Genomic DNA, 17937 nt, shown 5'->3' on the forward strand with positions numbered 1-17937 from the left:
GGCGGTCGGGTAGAGTGTGGGGCATGAGTGCATCGGACCGATCTCGCCGCGGAACACAGTCGCGCCCTGCAGGGGCGGGGCAGCGTTCGGCAGCGGCAATCGCATCGGGAATGCGCTCGCTGAGCACGGCACAGAAGATCGGGATTGGTCTGCTGGTACTTTTCTTAGTATCTGTTCTCGCAATCCCGCTGCGGACTTTTGCACAACAGCAGGCGGATGTAGCCGCAACGCAGGACAATATTGTTCGCATGGAACAGCGAATTGAGCAGCTAGAGGATGAAAAGGAGCTTTACTCCAACCCTGCCTATATCAAGGAGCAGGCACGTCTGCGCCTGGGGCTGGTAGAGCCGGGGGAGACCCCATTCCGTATCCTCGATCCGGCAGTGGGCGAACAGCCCGTGACGCAACCGGAGGAAATGCCGCAGCACCAGGCCAAGAAGTGGTACGAGACTCTGTGGGATTCCATTTCCATCCCGCCCGAGCCTGAAGAGACTCGCCCTAATCCGGGGCGCGATCAGGCAACGAGGCCTGAGAGCTTGCCGACGGTACCGGAGTCCTAAATCTCCGTAGGGCTCTCGGTGGGGTTGAATGCGCGGCGGAGTGTGCCGTCGTAAAGCGAAACAACGCGCTTGTAAGGCGACTGTGAGATTATGTGTCAGTAAAACGGAAGCAAAAGGAGTGTGACCGATGTCTGTGGATACCGCAGATTTGGAAGTGATAGCGGAGCAGCTCGGACGTGAACCACGGGGTGTAGTGGACATCTCTTACCGCAGCCCCGACGGCACTCCTGGTGTGGTCAAGACGAAGCCTCGTTTGGACGATGGCACTCCGTTTCCCACGCTCTTTTACCTGACTGATCCGCGACTCACCGCGGAGGCCTCCCGGTTGGAGACGACCGGCGTGATGAAGGAAATGACCGCGCGTCTGGAAAGTGACGAAGAGCTTGCCGCCGATTACCAGCGTGCACACGAGGCGTTTCTGGCGGAGCGCAATGAGATGGAAGACCTGGGCACGGACTTCTCCGGTGGTGGCATGCCGACGCGCGTGAAGTGCCTACACGTTCTTATTGCCTACGCGTTGGCAAAGGGGCCGGATCACTTCCGACTGGGTACGGAGTCAGTGGCGCTGGCGGCGGAGAATGAGAAGCTGCGCGGCACCGCGATTCCCGCGGACTGGCCGACGATTTCCGAGCTCGGTATTGCGTATCCGGGGGTGGAGGGATAAATGACGACTCTCGCTGCCGTCGACTGCGGCACTAACTCGCTTCGACTGCTTATCAGCCGGGTCGAGGTCGTCGATGGAGTTCTCGAAATCACAGAACTGCACCGACTGATGGAAATCGTCCGCCTTGGCCAGGGCGTGGATGCCACTGGCATGCTGGCCCCGGAGGCACTGGAGCGCGTGCGGGAGGCTCTGACGAAGTATGCAGAGCTTATGCAAGTCGAAAAAGTCCAAGCAGTCCGAATGGTGGCGACATCGGCGACGCGCGACGCAAGCAACCGCGACGATTTCTTCGCCATGGCCCGCGAGATTCTCGCTCCGTGGGGTGCAGAGGCCGAGGTTATTTCCGGCGACGAGGAAGCCGCGCTGTCCTTCCGCGGGGCAGTCGATGACTTGGAGCCCGAGCTGGGGCCGTATTGCGTCATCGACGTCGGCGGCGGCTCCACCGAGGTTATTGTCGGTGACCACGATGGTACGGTAGCCGGCTCTGATTCCGTGGCTATGGGCAGTGTGCGCTTGACCGAACGGTTCCTGCAGGCCTCGCCGCCGACGGCGGAGCAGGTCCAGGAGGCGCGTTCGTATGTTGCGGAACTGGCCGACGAGATTGTTGCGAAGGTGCCTGTCGACAAGGCTCGCACCATCGTCGGCTGCGCCGGGACCTTCACCACTCTGTCGGCGCTGGCACAGGGCCTAGAAACCTACGACCCGGAGGCAATCCACCTGTCGCAGCTGCGCTTTGCGGCGTTGCGTGCGTTGACAGCATCCGTCGTCGAGACCGATGCGGAATCCCTTGCTGCGAATCCGGTCATGCACCCGAAGCGCGCGGATGTCTTCGCCGGTGGTTCCATCATTGTTGACGGTCTGATAGACATGTTTGAGGCGTTGCCGCTTTCCGAGGCAGCCAAGGAAGAGCAGCGCTTTTTCTACATCAGCGAGAAGGATATCCTCGACGGAATTGTGGCGAGTTTGGTAGACACCCATATCGCCCATTAATCTTTCTTAGGGGCCCCTATAGCCCAATTGGCAGAGGCAGAGGACTTAAAATCCTTTCAGTGTGGGTTCGAGTCCCACTGGGGGCACTAAAAGGCCAGGTAGAAGCGTTTTTCTACCTGGCCTTTTGCTATTTGTGTGCGCTACACACGTATTACGGCAGGACGTTGAACTTCTTGCCGAGAACAAGTGCCGTGTTGAACACCTTCGAGTACAGCTCACGCGGCATCTGTGGCATCGACACCGGGGAAAGACGCTGCACGGTCACCGTCTGCGCATCGGTGTACTTCAGCAAGCCGCCCGCTGCTTGACGACGGCCCACACCCGAATCCTTGAAACCACCCATCGGGGCATCGACAGACGCGAAGGCCGCAGCAAAACCATCGTTGACATTGACGGTGCCGGCCTCAAGCTGTGGAGCCAGCTCCTTTGCGCGACGCGGGGAGGTCCACAGCGAAGCGTTGAGGCCATAACGGGAATCGTTGGACTTGGCGATGGCCTCATGAACATCCGAGACGCGCTGGAGGACTACTACTGGGCCGAATACCTCTTCGGTCAGCAGGGCGACGCCCTCCGGGACGTCGGTAAGCACGGTTGGCTCGTAGAACAGCGGTCCTAGATCGGGACGAGGACGACCACCGGCCAGTACAGTGGCGCCGGCCTCGATGGCCTCGTCGACCATGGACTTGACGATGTCGAACTGCCCCTGCGACTGTAGGCAGCCCATTTCGGTTTCCCACTCGTAGCCAGCGCCGATGGACATTGCCTTCACGCGGTCGGTGAATGCCGGGACGAATTCGTCCCAGACGGAGTCCACGACATAGATTCGCTCAATGGACACGCACAGGTGACCGGAGTTGGTGAAGCAGCCGATGCGCGCGCCCTCGACCGCGCGGTTGATGTTGGCATCCTCAGCGACAATCAGCGGGTTCTTGCCGCCGAGCTCCGCGGAGAAACTAATCAGGCGCTCGCCGCACTGCTGTGCCAGTGAGCGGCCGGTCTCGGAGGAGCCGGTGAACATCAGGAAGTCGCACTGGCCGACAATGCCCTGGCCGACCACGCGACCCGGACCTGGAATGACCTGGAAGAGATCTTCCGGAAGACCAGCGCGGTAGAGCAAATCGACAGCGAAGAGAGCGGTAAACGGAGTGGTGCTGTCCGGCTTGAGCACGATGGCGTTACCGGCCATCAGCGCAGCTAGCGCGTCGGAAACCGCGAGAGTCAGCGGGTAATTCCACGGCGCAATAACACCGACGACACCCTTGGGGTGGTGATAAACGGTGGTTTTGGACAGCACCGGTACTGCGCCGTGTGCTCGCTTCGGCTCCAGCAGCTTCGGCCCCTGGTTGCCGTAGTAACGAGCTGTGATGGCGGTGTGTACGAGCTCCTCGTGGGCACTGGCTCGGTTCTTGCCGGTCTCGGCCTGCAGTAAATCCAGCACCTGGTCGCAGTGGGTAAACAGCAGGTCGTGGAAGTGGTGCAGCACTTCGCCGCGCTTTTCCGGTGCCATGCGGGCCCACTTCTTCTGCGCCGCACGGGCACGCTTGAAGGCCTCGTCGACATCGGCCTGGGTACCGACAGGAATCTGCGCCAGCTCCTGGCCGGTAAATGGCGCCGAGATAGTGGCGGTCTTCGACTTATCAGCTACCGTGACGCGCTGAAGAAGGCGGGCAACGAGCTCGTCGTTAAGCGGATTGCGGATGGTAGTTCGGTTTGTCGTGGCAGTAGATGCTGTCATGGCACAGATACTACTGTCGTACGGCACCCCGAGATAGAAAATTTGGCAAAACTACTAAAACTTAGAAAAAGTTTAGTAGGTAGTCCAGCCCATCCGTCGGTTGCGGTCCGGGTCGCGCGGACCATCGTTGCCGAATTCGAACGGTTCGTGGCCGTCGACATCGCCGTAGCGCATCTCCGGGTCATCATCCAGATCGTCGTCGACGTCGATGTCCGGCTTTTCCTCGGCCAACCGCTTGCCGAGAGTGTCGTGCGGAGAAGCGCCCCGCCAGCGGTCTGGAGGATCCATTACATAATTCTCGCCGTCACCGGTGAGGAAGTCGCCATCGAGCCCCTCTGAGCCATCGAGCGTGGTCTCGTCGAAATCACCAGTGGTATCCGGATCGTAGTCAAGGCCATCAGACATCTTGACCAACCTCCTGTTTCGTAATCACTCAAGTGGTGCCCACGCCTGGCGACTGTGAGTGTTTCCGCGATTACAAAATCACCGCCAGCAGGCGAGGAATTACCTTGATACTAACTGTTTTTCAGGGTTGGGAACAATACCTTTACGTCGCCCGTTGTAGACAGTGTAGGCAAACGTACGCGCGTGTGCCTGAGTTCAAAACTTGTAAGAAAAACTGAGAAAAAGAAAGAAGGACGACGTGCGCGAAAGCAGCAATCCTGCATTCAGTTCACTTACTAAGACCGTCGCCCGCGGACAGGCGGGCGCACATCACTACGGCCAAGGTCAGATGGGCGCTGACTACGGGGATAACCCTTACCAGTCGCAGGTTGCCGCCGACTACCGTCCGATGACGGTCGACGATGTCGTTTCCAAGACCGGCATCACACTGGCAACCATCATCGTTTTGGCTGCAGTCAACTTCTTCATTGCTGTCAGTGTCTCCACCAGCCTGGCCATGATTCTGACTATTGTCGGCGCCATCGGTGGTCTGATTACTGTTTTGGTTTCCACCTTCGGTAAGAAGTACGGCTCCGCGCCGGTTACCCTCACCTACGCGGCCTTCGAGGGCCTCTTCGTCGGCGGCATCAGCTTCATGTTCACCGCCCCTATTCAGGGCGTTGCCGCCGGTGCGCTGATTATGCAGGCCGTGCTGGCCACCCTGGGTGTCTTCATCGGTATGCTCTTCGTGTACAAGTCGGGCGCTATCCGTGTGACCCCGAAGTTCACTCGTTTTATGAGTGCGGCTCTGATTGGTGTCCTGGTCCTCATGCTGGGCAACCTGCTGCTGTCCCTGTTCGGTCTGGGCTTCCCGCTGCGTGACGGTGGCATGCTTTCGATCATCTTCTCGCTGGTCTGCATCGGCCTGGCAGCCTTTAGCTTCCTGATTGACTTCGATCAGGCTGACCGCCTGGTTCGCGCAGGCGCTCCGGCTCAGTACGCCTGGGGTGTCGCCCTCGGCCTGGCCGTGACCTTGGTCTGGCTCTACACCGAGATTCTGCGTCTGCTGTCCTACTTCAGGGACTAAACGCTAGAAAACTAACTAACGCACAAGCGCCGCTTAGCCCGTTTTACGGGTTGGCCGGCGCTTTGCTCTTATCTGATGAGCTGCTTTCTCGATTCGCATTAAACACGGACGCGCGGTGGGCCAATCGACCGGCAGTCGACATATTGACCGATCGGGCTGTGCAGTGTGACGTCGTAAAGCGCGATATTGAAGCGGGAGAGGGTACAAAAAATGGACCGATAGGCCATATGGGCTTCTATCGGTCCAAGAATCGGGCGCTGTGGCCCGAGATCGCCGCCTGGGTTGAGGCGGTCTAGCGCCGGGGGGGGGGGGAAGTAACCTCGGCGTTTAGGCGTCCATATCCGGGTCGTACGGCTCAGCCTTAACTACGGTGACAGACACTTCGTCGCCGCTCGGGGAAGCGTAAGTGCGGGTCTCGCCCTCCTTAGCGCCGACCAGAGCCTTGCCCAGCGGGGAATCGGTGGAGTAGGTCTCCAGGTTCGGGTTGGAGGAGTCAGCGCCACGGGTACCGATGAGGAAGGTCTCGGTGTCGTCTTCGTCGCCGTCGTAGTAGACGTGGACCACGGTGCCGACCAGAGCCACACCGGACTCCTGTGGAATCTCGCCGACAGTGGCGCGCTGGAGCAGGTCTTCGAGGTAGCGGATGCGTGCCTCTTCCTGTCCCTGCTGCTCGCGGGCGGCATCGTAGCCGGCGTTTTCCTTCAAGTCGCCCTCTTCGCGGCGCTCGTTAATCTCGGCGGCGATGACCGGGCGGTTTTCATATAGCGCCTCAAGCTCGGCCTTGAGCTTGTCGTAGGACTCCTGGGTGAGCCATGGGCTATTGTTCTTTGCCTCAGTCATGGTTCCTCCTGTGTTTTGGCTATTTAATACAAAAGCGGCCCCGCGTGGGGCCGTCGGCTGCGTCACAGGATAGCACTGTCACGCCACATGGCAATAACAGGCGCGTCGGAGTGTTGTTGCGCACGCTTTACGACGTGCCGTGAAAGCGCATAATCCTCAGTTGCGAAAGGCGGTTACTTAGCAGGTGCGAGGAACTCCGGAATGTCGGTGGAGCAGCCGTAGACATCGCCTGCGACGGCCAACTCGCGGGTGGCAATGGGGACGTCCATACGCACCGTAGCGGGGCCGCCGCCCGGAATGAATACGTCGCGACGGCCGACCTCTGCCACGTCATAGTTCAGCGCGTAGATAATGCAGTAGCTATCCAGCTCCGGCTTTTCGCGGGTGACGTCCAGGGTGAAGATGAACTGCTCATCTTCCTTACCTGGAGTGCGGCTCCAGCCCGCTTGCGTTGCAGAGACATCCGGGGCGGAGACGCGGTTCATCTGAACGAAGATGTATGCGCCGGCGATGACGAGCATGCCAACAATAGCGATGACAACCAATTTTGCGGGGAGAGTGCGACTGTTGTCCCCATAGCGCTCGCGCTGCCCGTTAGGCGCTGCGGTATTTCGGGTGTTTCGCTCCGAACTTTCAGCCATGCTTTTTAGCCTATCGGAGTTCTTGGTCGACGTGGTAAAATGTTGACAGTTAAACAATCTTTCTGGTGTGGCGCAGTGTCCTGCTGCTATGTTGTTCCACCGAGTAGCGATGCTGCGTGGTCATATGATGGTGCAGCGCTATAGTGGGGCGGTATTGAAACGGTGCTGTAGTAGCATCGTTGCGGTCGAAGGGCCCCGGCCTCGGCCAGAAAACATGGACTGAGATAGTAGCGGGAGTGACTTCAATTGGCACTTCGTCTGATGGCAATTCACGCTCATCCTGATGACGAATCGAGCAAGGGCGCCGCAACAATGGCCCGATATGCGGCGGAAGGGCATCGCGTCAAAGTGGTGACCTGCACCGGCGGTGAGGCCGGTAGCATTCTCAACCCGGCGATGGATCGGCCGGAGGTGCGGGAGAATATCGCCGCGGTGCGTGTTAACGAAATGGCTGCAGCCGCTGAGATTCTCGGTGTTGAACATGAGTGGCTCGGCTTTACCGACTCCGGTCTGCCTGCGGGCAACCCGGTGCCGGTGCTGTCGCACGGTGTGTTTGCTCGCCAATCGGTCGAGGATGCGACGAAGCCTCTCATCCGGGCAATCCGCGAGTTCCGTCCACACGTCGTCATTACTTACGACGAAAACGGTGGCTACCCGCACCCGGACCACATCATGACCCATATCGTGTCCATGCGCGCCTGGTTGGAGTCCGGAACGGATAAGTACCCCGAGCTCGGTGAACCATGGGAGATTTCCAAGCTCTACTACACCCACGGTTTCATCAAGGCGCGCCTCATCGCGCTGGATAACTACTACCGCGACAACGGCTTGGAAAGCCCGCTGGCCGAGTCCTTCCGTCGTTGGACTAAGACTCCCGGCGACATCATGACCCGCGTGACCACGCAGGTCGAGTGCGGCGATTACTTCCAGCAGCGGGATCAGGCGCTGCTGGCGCACGCCACGCAGATCGATCCGAACGGGCCATTCTTCGCCGTGCCGGTAGACATTCAGCAGCGCGTTTGGCCGACCGAAGAGTTTGAGCTTGCCCGCACTCGAGTGCAGACCGAGCTGCCAGAGACCGATCTCTTCGCCGGTATCGACCCCGACGCGGAATAGTCCGGAATTAACGCTAAGCTGGAACTCATGATTGAAAGCTTCGATGCCTTGGCGGCTCGCACGACAATTTTCCTGGCGCAGAACCCCACTGGTCCGCGGGGTGCTGACTTCGGAAAGGCCTCTCCTGTTGGCCTGCTCATCATTGTCGTTTTGCTCATCGTCATCCTGGCTCTCGGCTGGGATCTCTCGCGGCGCGCGAAGCGCATGGCCGCTCGCCGGAAGTTCGCCGAGGCGCACGACATGGATCCCTTCGATTCCGAGGCTGTGGATAAGGCGATGGCTGCAGCAGAGCAGCGTCGTGAAGCGGAGTAGTCAGCGTCAAGGTGTGTGCGCGTCGCTTGACGACGGGTAGTTGCGCGCACCCCTGATTGTTTCCCGTGTGGCGGGATTTGGAGTTCGAATTGCGGGATTCTAGGCAGTGCGCTACAGTCAAGCGCATGCGTATGTGGCGATTTTATTTTTCGAAGGCTCCGGAGGCAGTGACGACATAGTCACAGCCGGCGGCTAATCGTCACGTCGCCACCAACCGGAGCCAAAGGCAGCAGCCCCACCAATAGGGGCGCTGCCTTTTGTCGTATCTACAGCCAAATACATGCGTAACGCCCCAGAGAAAAGAGACCTCAGATGACCCCTCCAACTTCCCTCGAAGCCCCCGCCTCTACCGCGAACCGCCGTGTCGTAGCCTTCCACGACCTGCCCTCCCCAGAAGAGGTCATGGCCAAACAGCCACTGACCCCGAACCTAGTTAACGAAGTGGAGCAGTCGCGACTCGACATCGCCCGCGTCATCGCCCGCGAGGACGACCGCCTGCTGGTCGTTGTCGGCCCGTGCTCCATTCACGACCCCGAGGCCGCCATCGACTACGCCCGCCGCCTGAAGGCCACCGCCGATGAGCTCGACGAGGACCTGCTGGTCGTCATGCGCGTCTACTTCGAAAAGCCGCGCACCACCGTCGGCTGGAAGGGACTCATCAACGACCCCGACCTGGATAGCTCCTTCAAAATCAACAAGGGCCTGCACATGGCCCGCGAGGTGCTCATCGAGGTCCTGCGCACCGGCCTGCCCGCCGGTGCTGAATTCCTCGAGCCCAACAGCCCGCAGTACATCGCCGACGCCGTCTCCTGGGGTGCGATTGGTGCGCGCACCACGGAGTCGCAGGTCCACCGCCAGCTCGCTTCCGGACTTTCCATGCCCATCGGCTTCAAAAACGGCACCGACGGCAACGTCCAGGTCGCCGTGGACTCGCTGGTCTCTGCAGCAAACCCGCACTTCTTCTTCGGCATGAACGACCAGGGCCGCGCCGCCGTCGTCGAAACCGCCGGCAACCACAATTGCCACCTCATTCTCCGCGGCGGCACCTCCGGCCCGAACTGGGACGAGGCATCGCTTAACGACGCCGAAGCCCGCCTGAACAAGGCCGAGCAAACCATCAGCATCATGGTGGACGCCTCCCACGCCAATTCCGGAAAATCCGAGGTGCGCCAGGCCGAGGTCGTTGAGGAGCTCGGCAAGCTCATCGGTGCCGGCGACGAGCGCATCACCGGCATCATGATGGAGTCCTTCCTCGAAGCCGGTGCGCAAAAAATTACCGATGGGCGTAATGGCCTCGTATACGGCAAGTCCGTCACCGATGCCTGCATGGATTGGGAAACCACCGACCGGCTGCTGCGTACGCTTGCGACAGAAGTCCGGAAGCGTCGGCAGGCACGCGACTAAGCACAAAGTGGCCGTGCCCATTGGGTAGGGTTACATATGTGAAAGAAAACCAGCCGTCCTCACTCCGGCGGATCGCCTATCCGCTCTACGAGCGCAAACTAGCCCAAGAGCTAGAAGGAAAACCTCGCCCCAAGCACGTTGCCATCATGGCCGATGGCAACCGCCGCTGGGCGAGGGAGGCTGGATTCACCGACGTCAGCCACGGCCACCGCGTCGGCTCCCGCAAAATCGCAGAATTCGTCGGCTGGTGCGCCGAGCAGGAAATCGAGCTGGTCACCATCTACCTGCTCTCCACCGAAAACCTCGGGCGAGACCCCGAAGAGCTGGAATTACTGTTCGACATCATCGCCGACGTCGTCGACGAATTGGCGCAATCGCCTAACGACGTGCGCCTGCGCATGGTCGGCCACCTCGAGCTCCTTCCGGAAAGAATGACCGCCCGGCTACGCCACGACGAAGAAGTCACTGCGAACAACACCGGCATCCAGGTCAACATCGCCGTTGGCTACGGCGGCCGGCAGGAAATCGTCGACGCAGTACGCAGAATCATCCGGGAATCAGTCGCCGAAGGAATCGATGCTGCCGAGCTCGAGGAGAGCATCACCACCGACGCCATTTCTCGCCGCCTCTATACATCCGGACAACCGGACCCCGATCTAGTCATCCGCACTTCCGGAGAACAGCGGCTCAGCGGCTTCCTCCTCTGGCAAACCGCCTACTCCGAGATTTGGTTCACCGATACCTACTGGCCCGAATTCCGCCGCATCGACTTCCTCCGCGCACTTCGAGACTTTTCGCAGCGCTCACGCCGCTTCGGCAAATAACCTCCCTACATCCGGAAAAATTTCCGGATGTTAGAGTTTGCGCATCCGGACCCTCGAAACCTTGTGGTCCCGAGACTTCGTAAGAACTAATGACGCCCGCACTCGAGTGGGCAAAATATTTTCCGTCAGGTTCGGCAAGTTCACCTGCTGCCAAATGCGTCGGGCCACCTCGGCCGCAGCTTCGTCGTCAAGCGTGGCGTAATCCGCGAAGTGTGCGCCCGGAGCGCGAAACGCCGTCTGGCGGAGACTGAGGAAACGATTAATGTACCAGCGTTCGATGTCCGCGCGCGGGGCATCGACGTAGACACTGAAATCGAAAAGATCGGAAATCATCAGCGTCGGGCCCGTCTGCAAAACGTTGAGCCCCTCGAGAATGAGAATGTCCGGACGATCGACATCGACGAACTCATCCGGCACCCGGTCATAGAGCGTGTGCGAATACACCGGCGCCTTCACATGCCGCGCCCCCGACTTCACCGCCGTGACAAACCGCATCAACGCACGCTGATCATACGACTCCGGATACCCCTTGCGCTGCATAATGCCACGGCGATTCAATTCCTCAGAAGGGTAGAGGAAGCCATCAGTGGTGACCAAGTCCACCCGCGGATTAGTCTCCCAGCGCTCGAGCAGTACCTGCAGCAAACGCGCCGTCGTTGACTTGCCGACCGCCACCGAACCCGCGACGCCGATAATGAACGGCACCGACGCCCCCTTCGAAGGATTTTCCCCAAGGAAGTTCGACGTTACAGCGTTCAGCTCCCGATGCGCCGCCACACGCATGTGAATCAGGCGAGAAAGCGGAAGATAGACCTCGGCGACTTCGTCCAGGTCGATGTTTTCACCGATACCGGAAAGTCGTTCAGCTTCCTCTTCCGTCAGCACCAGAGGCATATTCTTGCGCATTTCGCGCCACTGCTCGCGTTTGAACTCGACGTACGGGCTGGGGGATGTTGCGCGCGTCATACTTCCAATTGTGCCAAGGGGGTGCCGAAAACCGGAAAACGAGTCAATAAAGGGGGCATGCTTGATTGGTGCTGCTTTCGTGGTTTGCCCCATAAAGGGCTAGCATGGCCTGTGGCATTGAAGTTTTATTGAAAGGTCGAAAACCTACTCATGACCGGGGCTAACAATAACGATGTCCGCTACCAATCGCTGCGTGAACTCGATCCCGACCTCGCAGAGGCAATGGCAGGGGAGCTCTCTCGTCAGCGTGACATGCTCGAAATGATTGCTAGTGAGAACTTTGTTCCACGTGCAGTGCTGCAGGCTCAGGGCTCGGTTCTGACCAACAAGTACGCCGAAGGATACCCGGGTCGTCGTTACTACGGCGGCTGCGAATACGTCGACGTCGTCGAGGACATGGCACGCAACCGCGCCAAGGAGCTCTTCGGCGCTGAGTTCGCCAACGTTCAGCCGCACGCAGGCGCGCAGGCCAACGCTGCCGTTCTGCATGCGCTGATCAACGCCGGCGACAAGATTATGGGCCTCGACCTGGCACACGGCGGTCACCTGACCCACGGCATGAAGCTGAACTTCTCCGGCAAGCTCTACCACGTCGCCGCATACGGTGTGGATAAGGACACCATGCGGATCGATATGGACAAGGTGCGTGAGCAGGCGCTCGCAGAAAAGCCGGATGTCCTCATCGCAGGTTGGTCGGCGTACCCGCGCCACCTCGACTTCGAAGCTTTCCGCTCCATCGCCGATGAGGTCGGCGCGAAGCTGTGGACGGACATGGCGCACTTCGCAGGTTTGGTTGCCGCCGGTCTGCACCCGTCGCCGGTTCCGCATTCTGACGTTGTGTCGACCACCGTTCACAAGACTCTCGGTGGCCCTCGTTCGGGCATGATTTTGGCCAAGCAGGAGTACGCCAAGAAGCTGAACTCCGCTGTTTTCCCGGGGCAGCAGGGTGGCCCGCTGATGCACGCTATCGCCGGCAAGGCCGTGGCGCTGAAGATTGCTGGTACCGAGGAGTTCAAGGAGCGCCAGCAGCGCACTCTCGCCGGTGCCCGCATCCTGGCTGAGCGTCTCACCGCTGCCGACTGCGCCGAGGCTGGCGTCGATGTTCTCACTGGCGGCACCGATGTCCACCTGGTTCTGGCGGATTTGCGGAATTCGGAGATGAACGGCCAGGAGGCCGAGGATCTACTCCATGCTGTTGGTATCACTGTCAACCGGAATGCTGTTCCGTTTGACCCGCGTCCTCCGATGGTTACATCTGGACTTCGTATCGGTACTCCGGCGCTGGCCACCCGCGGTCTCGACGAGAAGGCCTTCACCGAGGTCGCCGATGTCATCGGTACTGCTCTCGCCGCCGGCAAGAATGCGGATGTCGACTCCCTGCGTGCTCGTGTTTCGAAGATCGCTCAGGAATTCCCGCTTTACGACGGCATCGAGGACTGGAACCTCATCTAATTCTGCGTTTTTGCAGCGCAAGTACCCGTTCTAGCAGTGCGCTAGGACGGGTTTTCCCGTACATCCGGGTTTTATTCCGGAGGTGGTGGCTCCGGCCCGAGCTGTCTCGTCGTACCCGCTCGATACCCCGCGTAGGACCTCCCGGACATTGATGTCACAAATGAGTTGCTAAACAGAGGCGGTCGAGTTTTGTCCGGCGGGCGCCATCGAATATGTCCGGATGTGGGGATGCGTTCGAGGTAGCCGTTGCGTCCTTCCCGGTCGTCGTCGTTAAGCCCGTTGTGTTCTCGGCAGACCATGGTGAGGTTGTCCAGCGTGGTTGTGCCGCCGTTTTTGTGGGCGACTAGGTGGTGCGCTTGTCCGCTATAGGCGGGGCGTTCACAGCCGGGCCAGGCGCAGATGGGGTTGTCGATGAGCATCGCGATGCGCTGCTCTTCAGTCGCCAGACGTGGGTTGCCGATGGGAAATAAGTCCGTAATGGCGCTGTGTTCGTCGTAAAGCACGGCCCACCCGGTGTCGGCGAGTAGGGCGTTGAGGAAGACGTCGGGCGCGAGCGCGGAGCCGTTGGTGGTGGCGGCGAAGCGCGGGCTGTAGTCGACGATGTCTTGCGCGGTGATGATGATGGCGGGTTGGTAGCGCATTTCATCGAGCTTGTCGACGGGCATTGCGGCATCGGCATGCTCGAGGCGTTCGGCAAGCGCCTGACCGACGCATCGGTCGTGGGAAAACTCCGGATGGGACTTCCGGATTTCTGCGGCGCGGATGGTAAGCGGCGACAGGAGATTGTCGAGCATATCCGAGGGGCCGGAGATGTGGAAGTGCTTCATTCCCCGGATGTCTACCTTCCGGGAAAACCGGGCGCGCAGGTGCTGGGGTGGTTCGTCTTCGGTGTTGAGCTCGGTGAGAGTTTCCCGCATGTAGAGGTCCAGTTCTTCGAAGCCGAGACGCTCGGCCGCCGCGACGAATGTGAGCCGCAGGTTGTCGTGGAGTTCTGCGTTGTTGGCTTGGCGGCTGCGCTTGTCGATAAGCACGCAGGTGTCCAGGCTGAGCCCGAGTCGGCGGGCCAGAGCTGCTGCGTCTTCGCGGGCTTTGGTGTTTTCCTCGGTGTCAGCGGGTTGGAGATAGTGGGCGGCGACGCGTAGCAACAGCCGAAGGCGCGCCGGGTCAAGGCCGAGGGTTGCCGCCAGGTGGGAGGTGGCGGCGTGGCCGTCGGGACGCGCGGCGTGGAGTTCCGCCAGCGTTTCCATTCCGCGCGAGGCCAGTGCGGCGAGCGTCCCAAGAACTGTCATGCCTTTGAAGGTAAAAGTCCGGATGTAGGGGGACAACGCCCATGAGGGCAGGCTGTGGATAAGTCAGCCGGTTTAGCAGTTATCCACATCCGGACTTTTCTGTTGCCGCATTACCCTGCAAACGCAGCGCAGCTGAACCTTCACACCGCCGCACAGCAGCATCTCCGCTTTCTACGCCCCGAAGTCGCTTAGGGCATCGCCGGTGAGGCGGAAGGTCTCCCATTCGTCCATGGGGAAGGCACCGAGGGAGCGGTAGAAGTCGATGGAGGGCTGGTTCCATTTCAGGACGCACCATTCGACCCGCGAGTATCCGCGTTCCACGGCAATCCGCGCGAGGTTTTGCAGCAGCGCCTTGCCCTTGCCAGTGCCGCGCGACTCAGGACGGACGTAAAGGTCTTCGAGGTAGATGCCGTGGGTGCCTTCCCAGGTGGAGTAGTTCAGGAACCACAGTGCAATGCCGTCGAGGCGAGGGCCGCCACCAACACCGCCACTACTAACAACACTGCCACTACTAACACCGGCGCCGTTATCGTCGCAATCGTCCAAATTTCCGGATGTGGAGTCGACGACGTGGCAGAAAATCGCGGGGTTGTCCCCGAAGAGCTGTTCGCGCAGGCGCTCGGGGGTCAGTCGGACGGCGTCGGGTTCTTTTTCGTAGGCTGCCAGGTCTTTGATGAGGTCGACGATCTCGTGGACGTCGTCAGGCGTGGCGGGGCGTGGAAGTGTCATGTGTCCCTTGTTACTCGCGGCGGGTGATTTGGTGCAAAAGTGCGTCCGAGGCGGGGGAGATTGCGATAACCTGCGAGGTTATGAGCAACGTTACTCAAGACTTTTCCGACGGCATTCTAGCCATCACCATCGACCGCTCGGATGCATACAACTCCCTGGATAAGAATCTCCGGTTGGAGCTAAAAGCCGCTTTTGAGCGTGCGCAAGAGCCGGACGTGCGCGCTGTTATCCTGCTCGGCGGGCCGAAGGCGTTTTGCACGGGCCAGGATTTGAAGGAGCACATCTCTGACCTGCAGTCGGGCGCTGGCATGGGCAAGGTTGTCGAGGAGTACAACCCGATGGTTGCGGAGCTGACCGCGATTAACGTTCCGGTTATTGCCGCTATCGAAGGTGCTGCGGCGGGTGCCGGTTGGTCGCTGGCGCTGCACTGTGATTTCCGTATCGCTGGCCCGAAGGCGTCGTTCAAAGCGGCGTTCCCGTCGATTGGCCTGGCCACGGACTGTGGCATGTCGGCGCTGCTGCCGCGCATGGTCAGCGACGCGAAGGCGCGTGAGCTGTTGTTCTTCGATAAAAAGGTGCTTGCCGACGAGGCCCTGAGCCTCGGCCTGGTTACTGAAGTGGTAGACGATCCAGCGGCTCGGGCACGTGAGTTGGCAGCTCAGTTTGCCGCGGGCCCGACGGCCGCGCTGAAGGAGATTAAGGCTCTGCTGCGCCGGGACACTCTGGCCGCTGCGGCGGCGGAGGCGGATGCGCAGGCACGCCTGGCGGTCTCGGCCGACCATAAGGAAGCGGTGGCCGCTTTCTTGGAGAAGCGACCACCGCGTTTCGTAGGTGAGTAAGTCAGATACCTGGAGTGGCTGGGGAGAGGTAGTAGTGAAGAACTACTGCTCTTCCTGCGCTCCTAGTACTTCGCTGGTGAGTTCTGGGTGATCTCCCAGCTCACCGGAAACCTCGTCAGGGTGCTTGGATAGGCTGACCAGCGCGACCGCCAGGCCGCCCCAGATGACGATGATGAACAGTGCCATCATGACAATTGCGATACCGGACATTTGGCTTAAACCTCCTGATTTTCCGGAGTGTGCTTGCGTGGCAGGCGTGAGGTCCGCTTGAAATCTGGCGTCACGCCGAAGTCCGAGCCCGGAGGGCCGTCGAGACGGTGTTGGCCGCGCCAAGGCAGGATGGCCATAATCAGGGCGCCGATGAGAATCACGCCGATGACGCCCCAACCAAAGATGTCGATTTGGGTGTCGGAGTAGCCTTCGTAGTTTTCCTGGAAAAGTCCGATGAGCTCCTGGAACAGGATGACGGCGAGAATGACCGGCGTGATGTTTCCGACGAAGATTTGCCACATGGTGCCGACCTTGAACGAGGACACGGCGTTGAGGTGCATGGCGAATTCGTTGGTGCGGCGCAGGATCCAGTCGATTGCGATGATGGTCAGCAGCGCAACCAGGACGATACCGACGTTGTTGGTGAACTTATCGACGATGTCGAGGGTTACCAGACCTGAGGTGGTCGGGAAGGCCAGCAGCGAGATGACGGCCATGGAGCCACCGACGGTGAGAGTGGCCTGGACGCGGCCGAGGTTCAGCTTGTCCTTGACTGCGGAGACGACGACCTCGAGTAGCGACATCAGGGAGGTCACACCGGCGATTGCCAGGGAGAGGAAGAATAGCAGGCCGAAGACCGAACCGATGAAATTTGGCATCTCAGAGATGACCGTCGGGAAGGCGATAAAGGCAAGGCCGATACCGGAGGTTGCGACCTCGTCGACAGCCTGGCCCGACTGCGTTGCCATGAAGCCCAGGGTGGCGAAGACACCGATACCGGCGAGAACTTCGAAGGAAGAGTTCGCGAACGCGGTGACCAGACCGGAGCCGGTGAGGTTAGTGCGTGGCTTCAGGTAGGAGGCGTAAGTCAGCATAATGCCGAAGGCCACGGACAGGGAGAAGAAAATCTGGCCGTAGGCGGCAATCCACACGCTGGAGTCAGAGAGTGCAGACCAGTCTGGAGTGAAGAATGCGTCCAAGCCCTGTGCAGCGCCATCCAGAGTCAGGGAGTAGATGACCACTGCGACGAAGAGAACGGTCAGCAGCGGGATGAAGATGATGGAGACCTTACCGATGCCCTTGTCCACGCCAGCGGCCAGAATGCCGATGACGAGAACCCAGACAATCAGCAGGACGATGGAGATTGATGGGACGAAGTCCAGCGAGAAGACACTTTCGGTGTCGGCTTGGAGGAAGTCCTTCATGAAGTGGGTCTCGGCATTTGGACCCCAGCTCTTGCGGATGGACTTCCAGGCGTAGATGAAGGACCACGCGATAATAACGGCGTAGTAGACGGTAATGAAGAAGGCGATACCGACCTGAATCCAGCCAATTGGTTCAGCCCAGGGCTTGATGCGACGCATCGACTTCGGTGCTGACCCGCGGAAGCGGTGGCCGATGGCGAAGTCGAGGAAGAGTAGTGGGATACCTGCGGTCAAAAGCGCGACCAGGTAGGGGATAAGGAAGGCGCCACCGCCGGAGTCGTATGCGACATAGGGGAAACGCCAGATGTTTCCGAGCCCGACTGCCGAGCCGATGGCGGCGAAAATGAAGGCTGCTCGGGTGGAAAACACCTCCCTTCGCTGAGGGGTAGCGGTCGAGTTGGTTGTGCTCATACCTCTGGAACTCCAATCCTTCATCTTCGGTCACGCGCCCCGCGTGGCCGAGGGGAAAATTGGTGAAGTGCATCACCATTACCTAATGGAATCTTAGTATATGAGATAGGTATCTCATTGTATAGTTTCAGTTTTGTAGGGGGTAATGGTTTTGGTGAGGACTGTGGCACAGGGGGGGGCAGCTCCAATCAAGCCTCGTAAATAATCACCAGCCATCCACTTTGAGGTATGCAAAACCCCGCCAGGAAAACCTGACGGGGTTTGTGTCGAATCAGCTAG

19 protein-coding genes and 1 tRNA gene are annotated in these 17937 nt (G+C 59.9%); 11 read left to right on the forward strand and 9 right to left on the reverse strand.

The window, feature by feature from the left end:
• The first annotated feature begins 23 nt into the window (after nt 1–23).
• The 4 genes from HMPREF2860_RS08960 (at nt 24) to HMPREF2860_RS08975 (ending at nt 2300) form a co-directional block, all read left to right on the forward strand.
• On the forward strand, nt 24–560 hold the full coding sequence (locus HMPREF2860_RS08960; protein ID WP_038626200.1) for a septum formation initiator family protein: 537 nt from the start codon (nt 24–26) through the stop codon (nt 558–560).
• A gap of 127 nt (nt 561–687) precedes the next feature.
• The gene (locus HMPREF2860_RS08965) at nt 688–1224 is read left to right on the forward strand and encodes a DUF501 domain-containing protein (protein WP_016423198.1); all 537 of its coding nucleotides are present in this window, start codon (nt 688–690) and stop codon (nt 1222–1224) included.
• Nucleotides 1225–2214, forward strand: a complete 990-nt coding sequence (locus tag HMPREF2860_RS08970) for a Ppx/GppA phosphatase family protein (protein ID WP_070628828.1) — start codon at nt 1225–1227, stop codon at nt 2212–2214.
• Between the two features lie 12 nt (nt 2215–2226).
• Nucleotides 2227–2300, forward strand: a tRNA-Leu gene (locus HMPREF2860_RS08975).
• 65 nt (nt 2301–2365) lie between these two features.
• Here HMPREF2860_RS08975 and HMPREF2860_RS08980 read toward each other — a convergent pair.
• Both HMPREF2860_RS08980 and HMPREF2860_RS08985 read right to left on the reverse strand, forming a co-directional pair.
• The gene (locus HMPREF2860_RS08980) at nt 2366–3949 is read right to left on the reverse strand and encodes a succinic semialdehyde dehydrogenase (RefSeq protein ID WP_038626196.1); all 1584 of its coding nucleotides are present in this window, start codon (nt 3947–3949) and stop codon (nt 2366–2368) included.
• Between the two features lie 72 nt (nt 3950–4021).
• The gene (locus HMPREF2860_RS08985; RefSeq protein ID WP_048733964.1) at nt 4022–4354 is read right to left on the reverse strand and encodes a hypothetical protein; all 333 of its coding nucleotides are present in this window, start codon (nt 4352–4354) and stop codon (nt 4022–4024) included.
• A 238-nt stretch (nt 4355–4592) separates the two neighbouring features.
• On the opposite strand from HMPREF2860_RS08985, the gene HMPREF2860_RS08990 reads away from it, so the two are divergent.
• Nucleotides 4593–5420, forward strand: a complete 828-nt coding sequence (locus HMPREF2860_RS08990) for a Bax inhibitor-1/YccA family protein (RefSeq protein WP_038626192.1) — start codon at nt 4593–4595, stop codon at nt 5418–5420.
• Nucleotides 5421–5747: 327 nt separating this feature from the next.
• Here the strand turns inward: HMPREF2860_RS08990 and greA are convergent, their stop codons facing one another.
• Together greA and HMPREF2860_RS09000 are read right to left on the reverse strand one after the other, a co-directional pair.
• Nucleotides 5748–6260 (reverse strand): transcription elongation factor GreA, encoded by a 513-nt coding sequence (gene greA, locus HMPREF2860_RS08995; RefSeq protein WP_038626190.1) that lies wholly within the window; start codon nt 6258–6260, stop codon nt 5748–5750.
• A gap of 173 nt (nt 6261–6433) precedes the next feature.
• On the reverse strand, nt 6434–6901 hold the full coding sequence (locus HMPREF2860_RS09000; protein ID WP_048733970.1) for a DUF4307 domain-containing protein: 468 nt from the start codon (nt 6899–6901) through the stop codon (nt 6434–6436).
• Between the two features lie 261 nt (nt 6902–7162).
• On the opposite strand from HMPREF2860_RS09000, the gene mca reads away from it, so the two are divergent.
• The 4 genes from mca (at nt 7163) to HMPREF2860_RS09020 (ending at nt 10557) form a co-directional block, all read left to right on the forward strand.
• Complete coding sequence (gene mca, locus HMPREF2860_RS09005) at nt 7163–8017, forward strand: mycothiol conjugate amidase Mca (RefSeq protein ID WP_049192905.1); 855 nt, start codon at nt 7163–7165, stop codon at nt 8015–8017.
• Between the two features lie 27 nt (nt 8018–8044).
• Nucleotides 8045–8329, forward strand: coding sequence for a hypothetical protein (locus HMPREF2860_RS09010; RefSeq protein ID WP_016423190.1), 285 nt, complete (start codon nt 8045–8047; stop codon nt 8327–8329).
• Nucleotides 8330–8641: 312 nt separating this feature from the next.
• Complete coding sequence (locus tag HMPREF2860_RS09015; protein ID WP_070560110.1) at nt 8642–9733, forward strand: 3-deoxy-7-phosphoheptulonate synthase; 1092 nt, start codon at nt 8642–8644, stop codon at nt 9731–9733.
• 38 nt (nt 9734–9771) lie between these two features.
• Nucleotides 9772–10557, forward strand: a complete 786-nt coding sequence (locus tag HMPREF2860_RS09020) for an isoprenyl transferase (RefSeq protein ID WP_070560108.1) — start codon at nt 9772–9774, stop codon at nt 10555–10557.
• 30 nt (nt 10558–10587) lie between these two features.
• Here the strand turns inward: HMPREF2860_RS09020 and coaA are convergent, their stop codons facing one another.
• On the reverse strand, nt 10588–11523 hold the full coding sequence (gene coaA / locus HMPREF2860_RS09025; protein WP_038626177.1) for a type I pantothenate kinase: 936 nt from the start codon (nt 11521–11523) through the stop codon (nt 10588–10590).
• A 150-nt stretch (nt 11524–11673) separates the two neighbouring features.
• On the opposite strand from coaA, the gene glyA reads away from it, so the two are divergent.
• A complete protein-coding gene (gene glyA, locus HMPREF2860_RS09030) occupies nt 11674–12975 on the forward strand; it encodes a serine hydroxymethyltransferase (protein ID WP_049192849.1) in 1302 nt (433 codons plus the stop codon).
• A 71-nt stretch (nt 12976–13046) separates the two neighbouring features.
• Here glyA and HMPREF2860_RS09035 read toward each other — a convergent pair whose 3' ends face one another.
• Together HMPREF2860_RS09035 and HMPREF2860_RS09040 are read right to left on the reverse strand one after the other, a co-directional pair.
• Complete coding sequence (locus HMPREF2860_RS09035; RefSeq protein ID WP_246818279.1) at nt 13047–14264, reverse strand: HNH endonuclease signature motif containing protein; 1218 nt, start codon at nt 14262–14264, stop codon at nt 13047–13049.
• A gap of 171 nt (nt 14265–14435) precedes the next feature.
• Nucleotides 14436–14993 carry a GNAT family N-acetyltransferase gene (locus HMPREF2860_RS09040; protein WP_070560106.1) on the reverse strand — a complete coding sequence of 186 codons (558 nt, stop codon included), beginning with the start codon at nt 14991–14993 and terminating at the stop codon, nt 14436–14438.
• Nucleotides 14994–15073: 80 nt separating this feature from the next.
• Between HMPREF2860_RS09040 and HMPREF2860_RS09045 the strand changes: the two genes are divergently transcribed.
• On the forward strand, nt 15074–15832 hold the full coding sequence (locus HMPREF2860_RS09045) for an enoyl-CoA hydratase-related protein (protein WP_070628829.1): 759 nt from the start codon (nt 15074–15076) through the stop codon (nt 15830–15832).
• Nucleotides 15833–15874: 42 nt separating this feature from the next.
• On the opposite strand, the gene metS is transcribed toward HMPREF2860_RS09045, so the two are convergent.
• Nucleotides 15875–16042, reverse strand: a complete 168-nt coding sequence (metS, locus tag HMPREF2860_RS09050) for a methionine/alanine import NSS transporter subunit MetS (RefSeq protein ID WP_038626160.1) — start codon at nt 16040–16042, stop codon at nt 15875–15877.
• Between the two features lie 5 nt (nt 16043–16047).
• Nucleotides 16048–17658 carry a sodium-dependent transporter gene (locus HMPREF2860_RS09055; RefSeq protein ID WP_070628830.1) on the reverse strand — a complete coding sequence of 537 codons (1611 nt, stop codon included), beginning with the start codon at nt 17656–17658 and terminating at the stop codon, nt 16048–16050.
• Nucleotides 17659–17937 lie beyond the last annotated feature (279 nt).

The sequence above is a fragment of the Corynebacterium sp. HMSC064E10 genome (assembly GCF_001812505.1).
GTDB classification, from domain to species: Bacteria; Actinomycetota; Actinomycetes; order Mycobacteriales; family Mycobacteriaceae; genus Corynebacterium; species Corynebacterium amycolatum.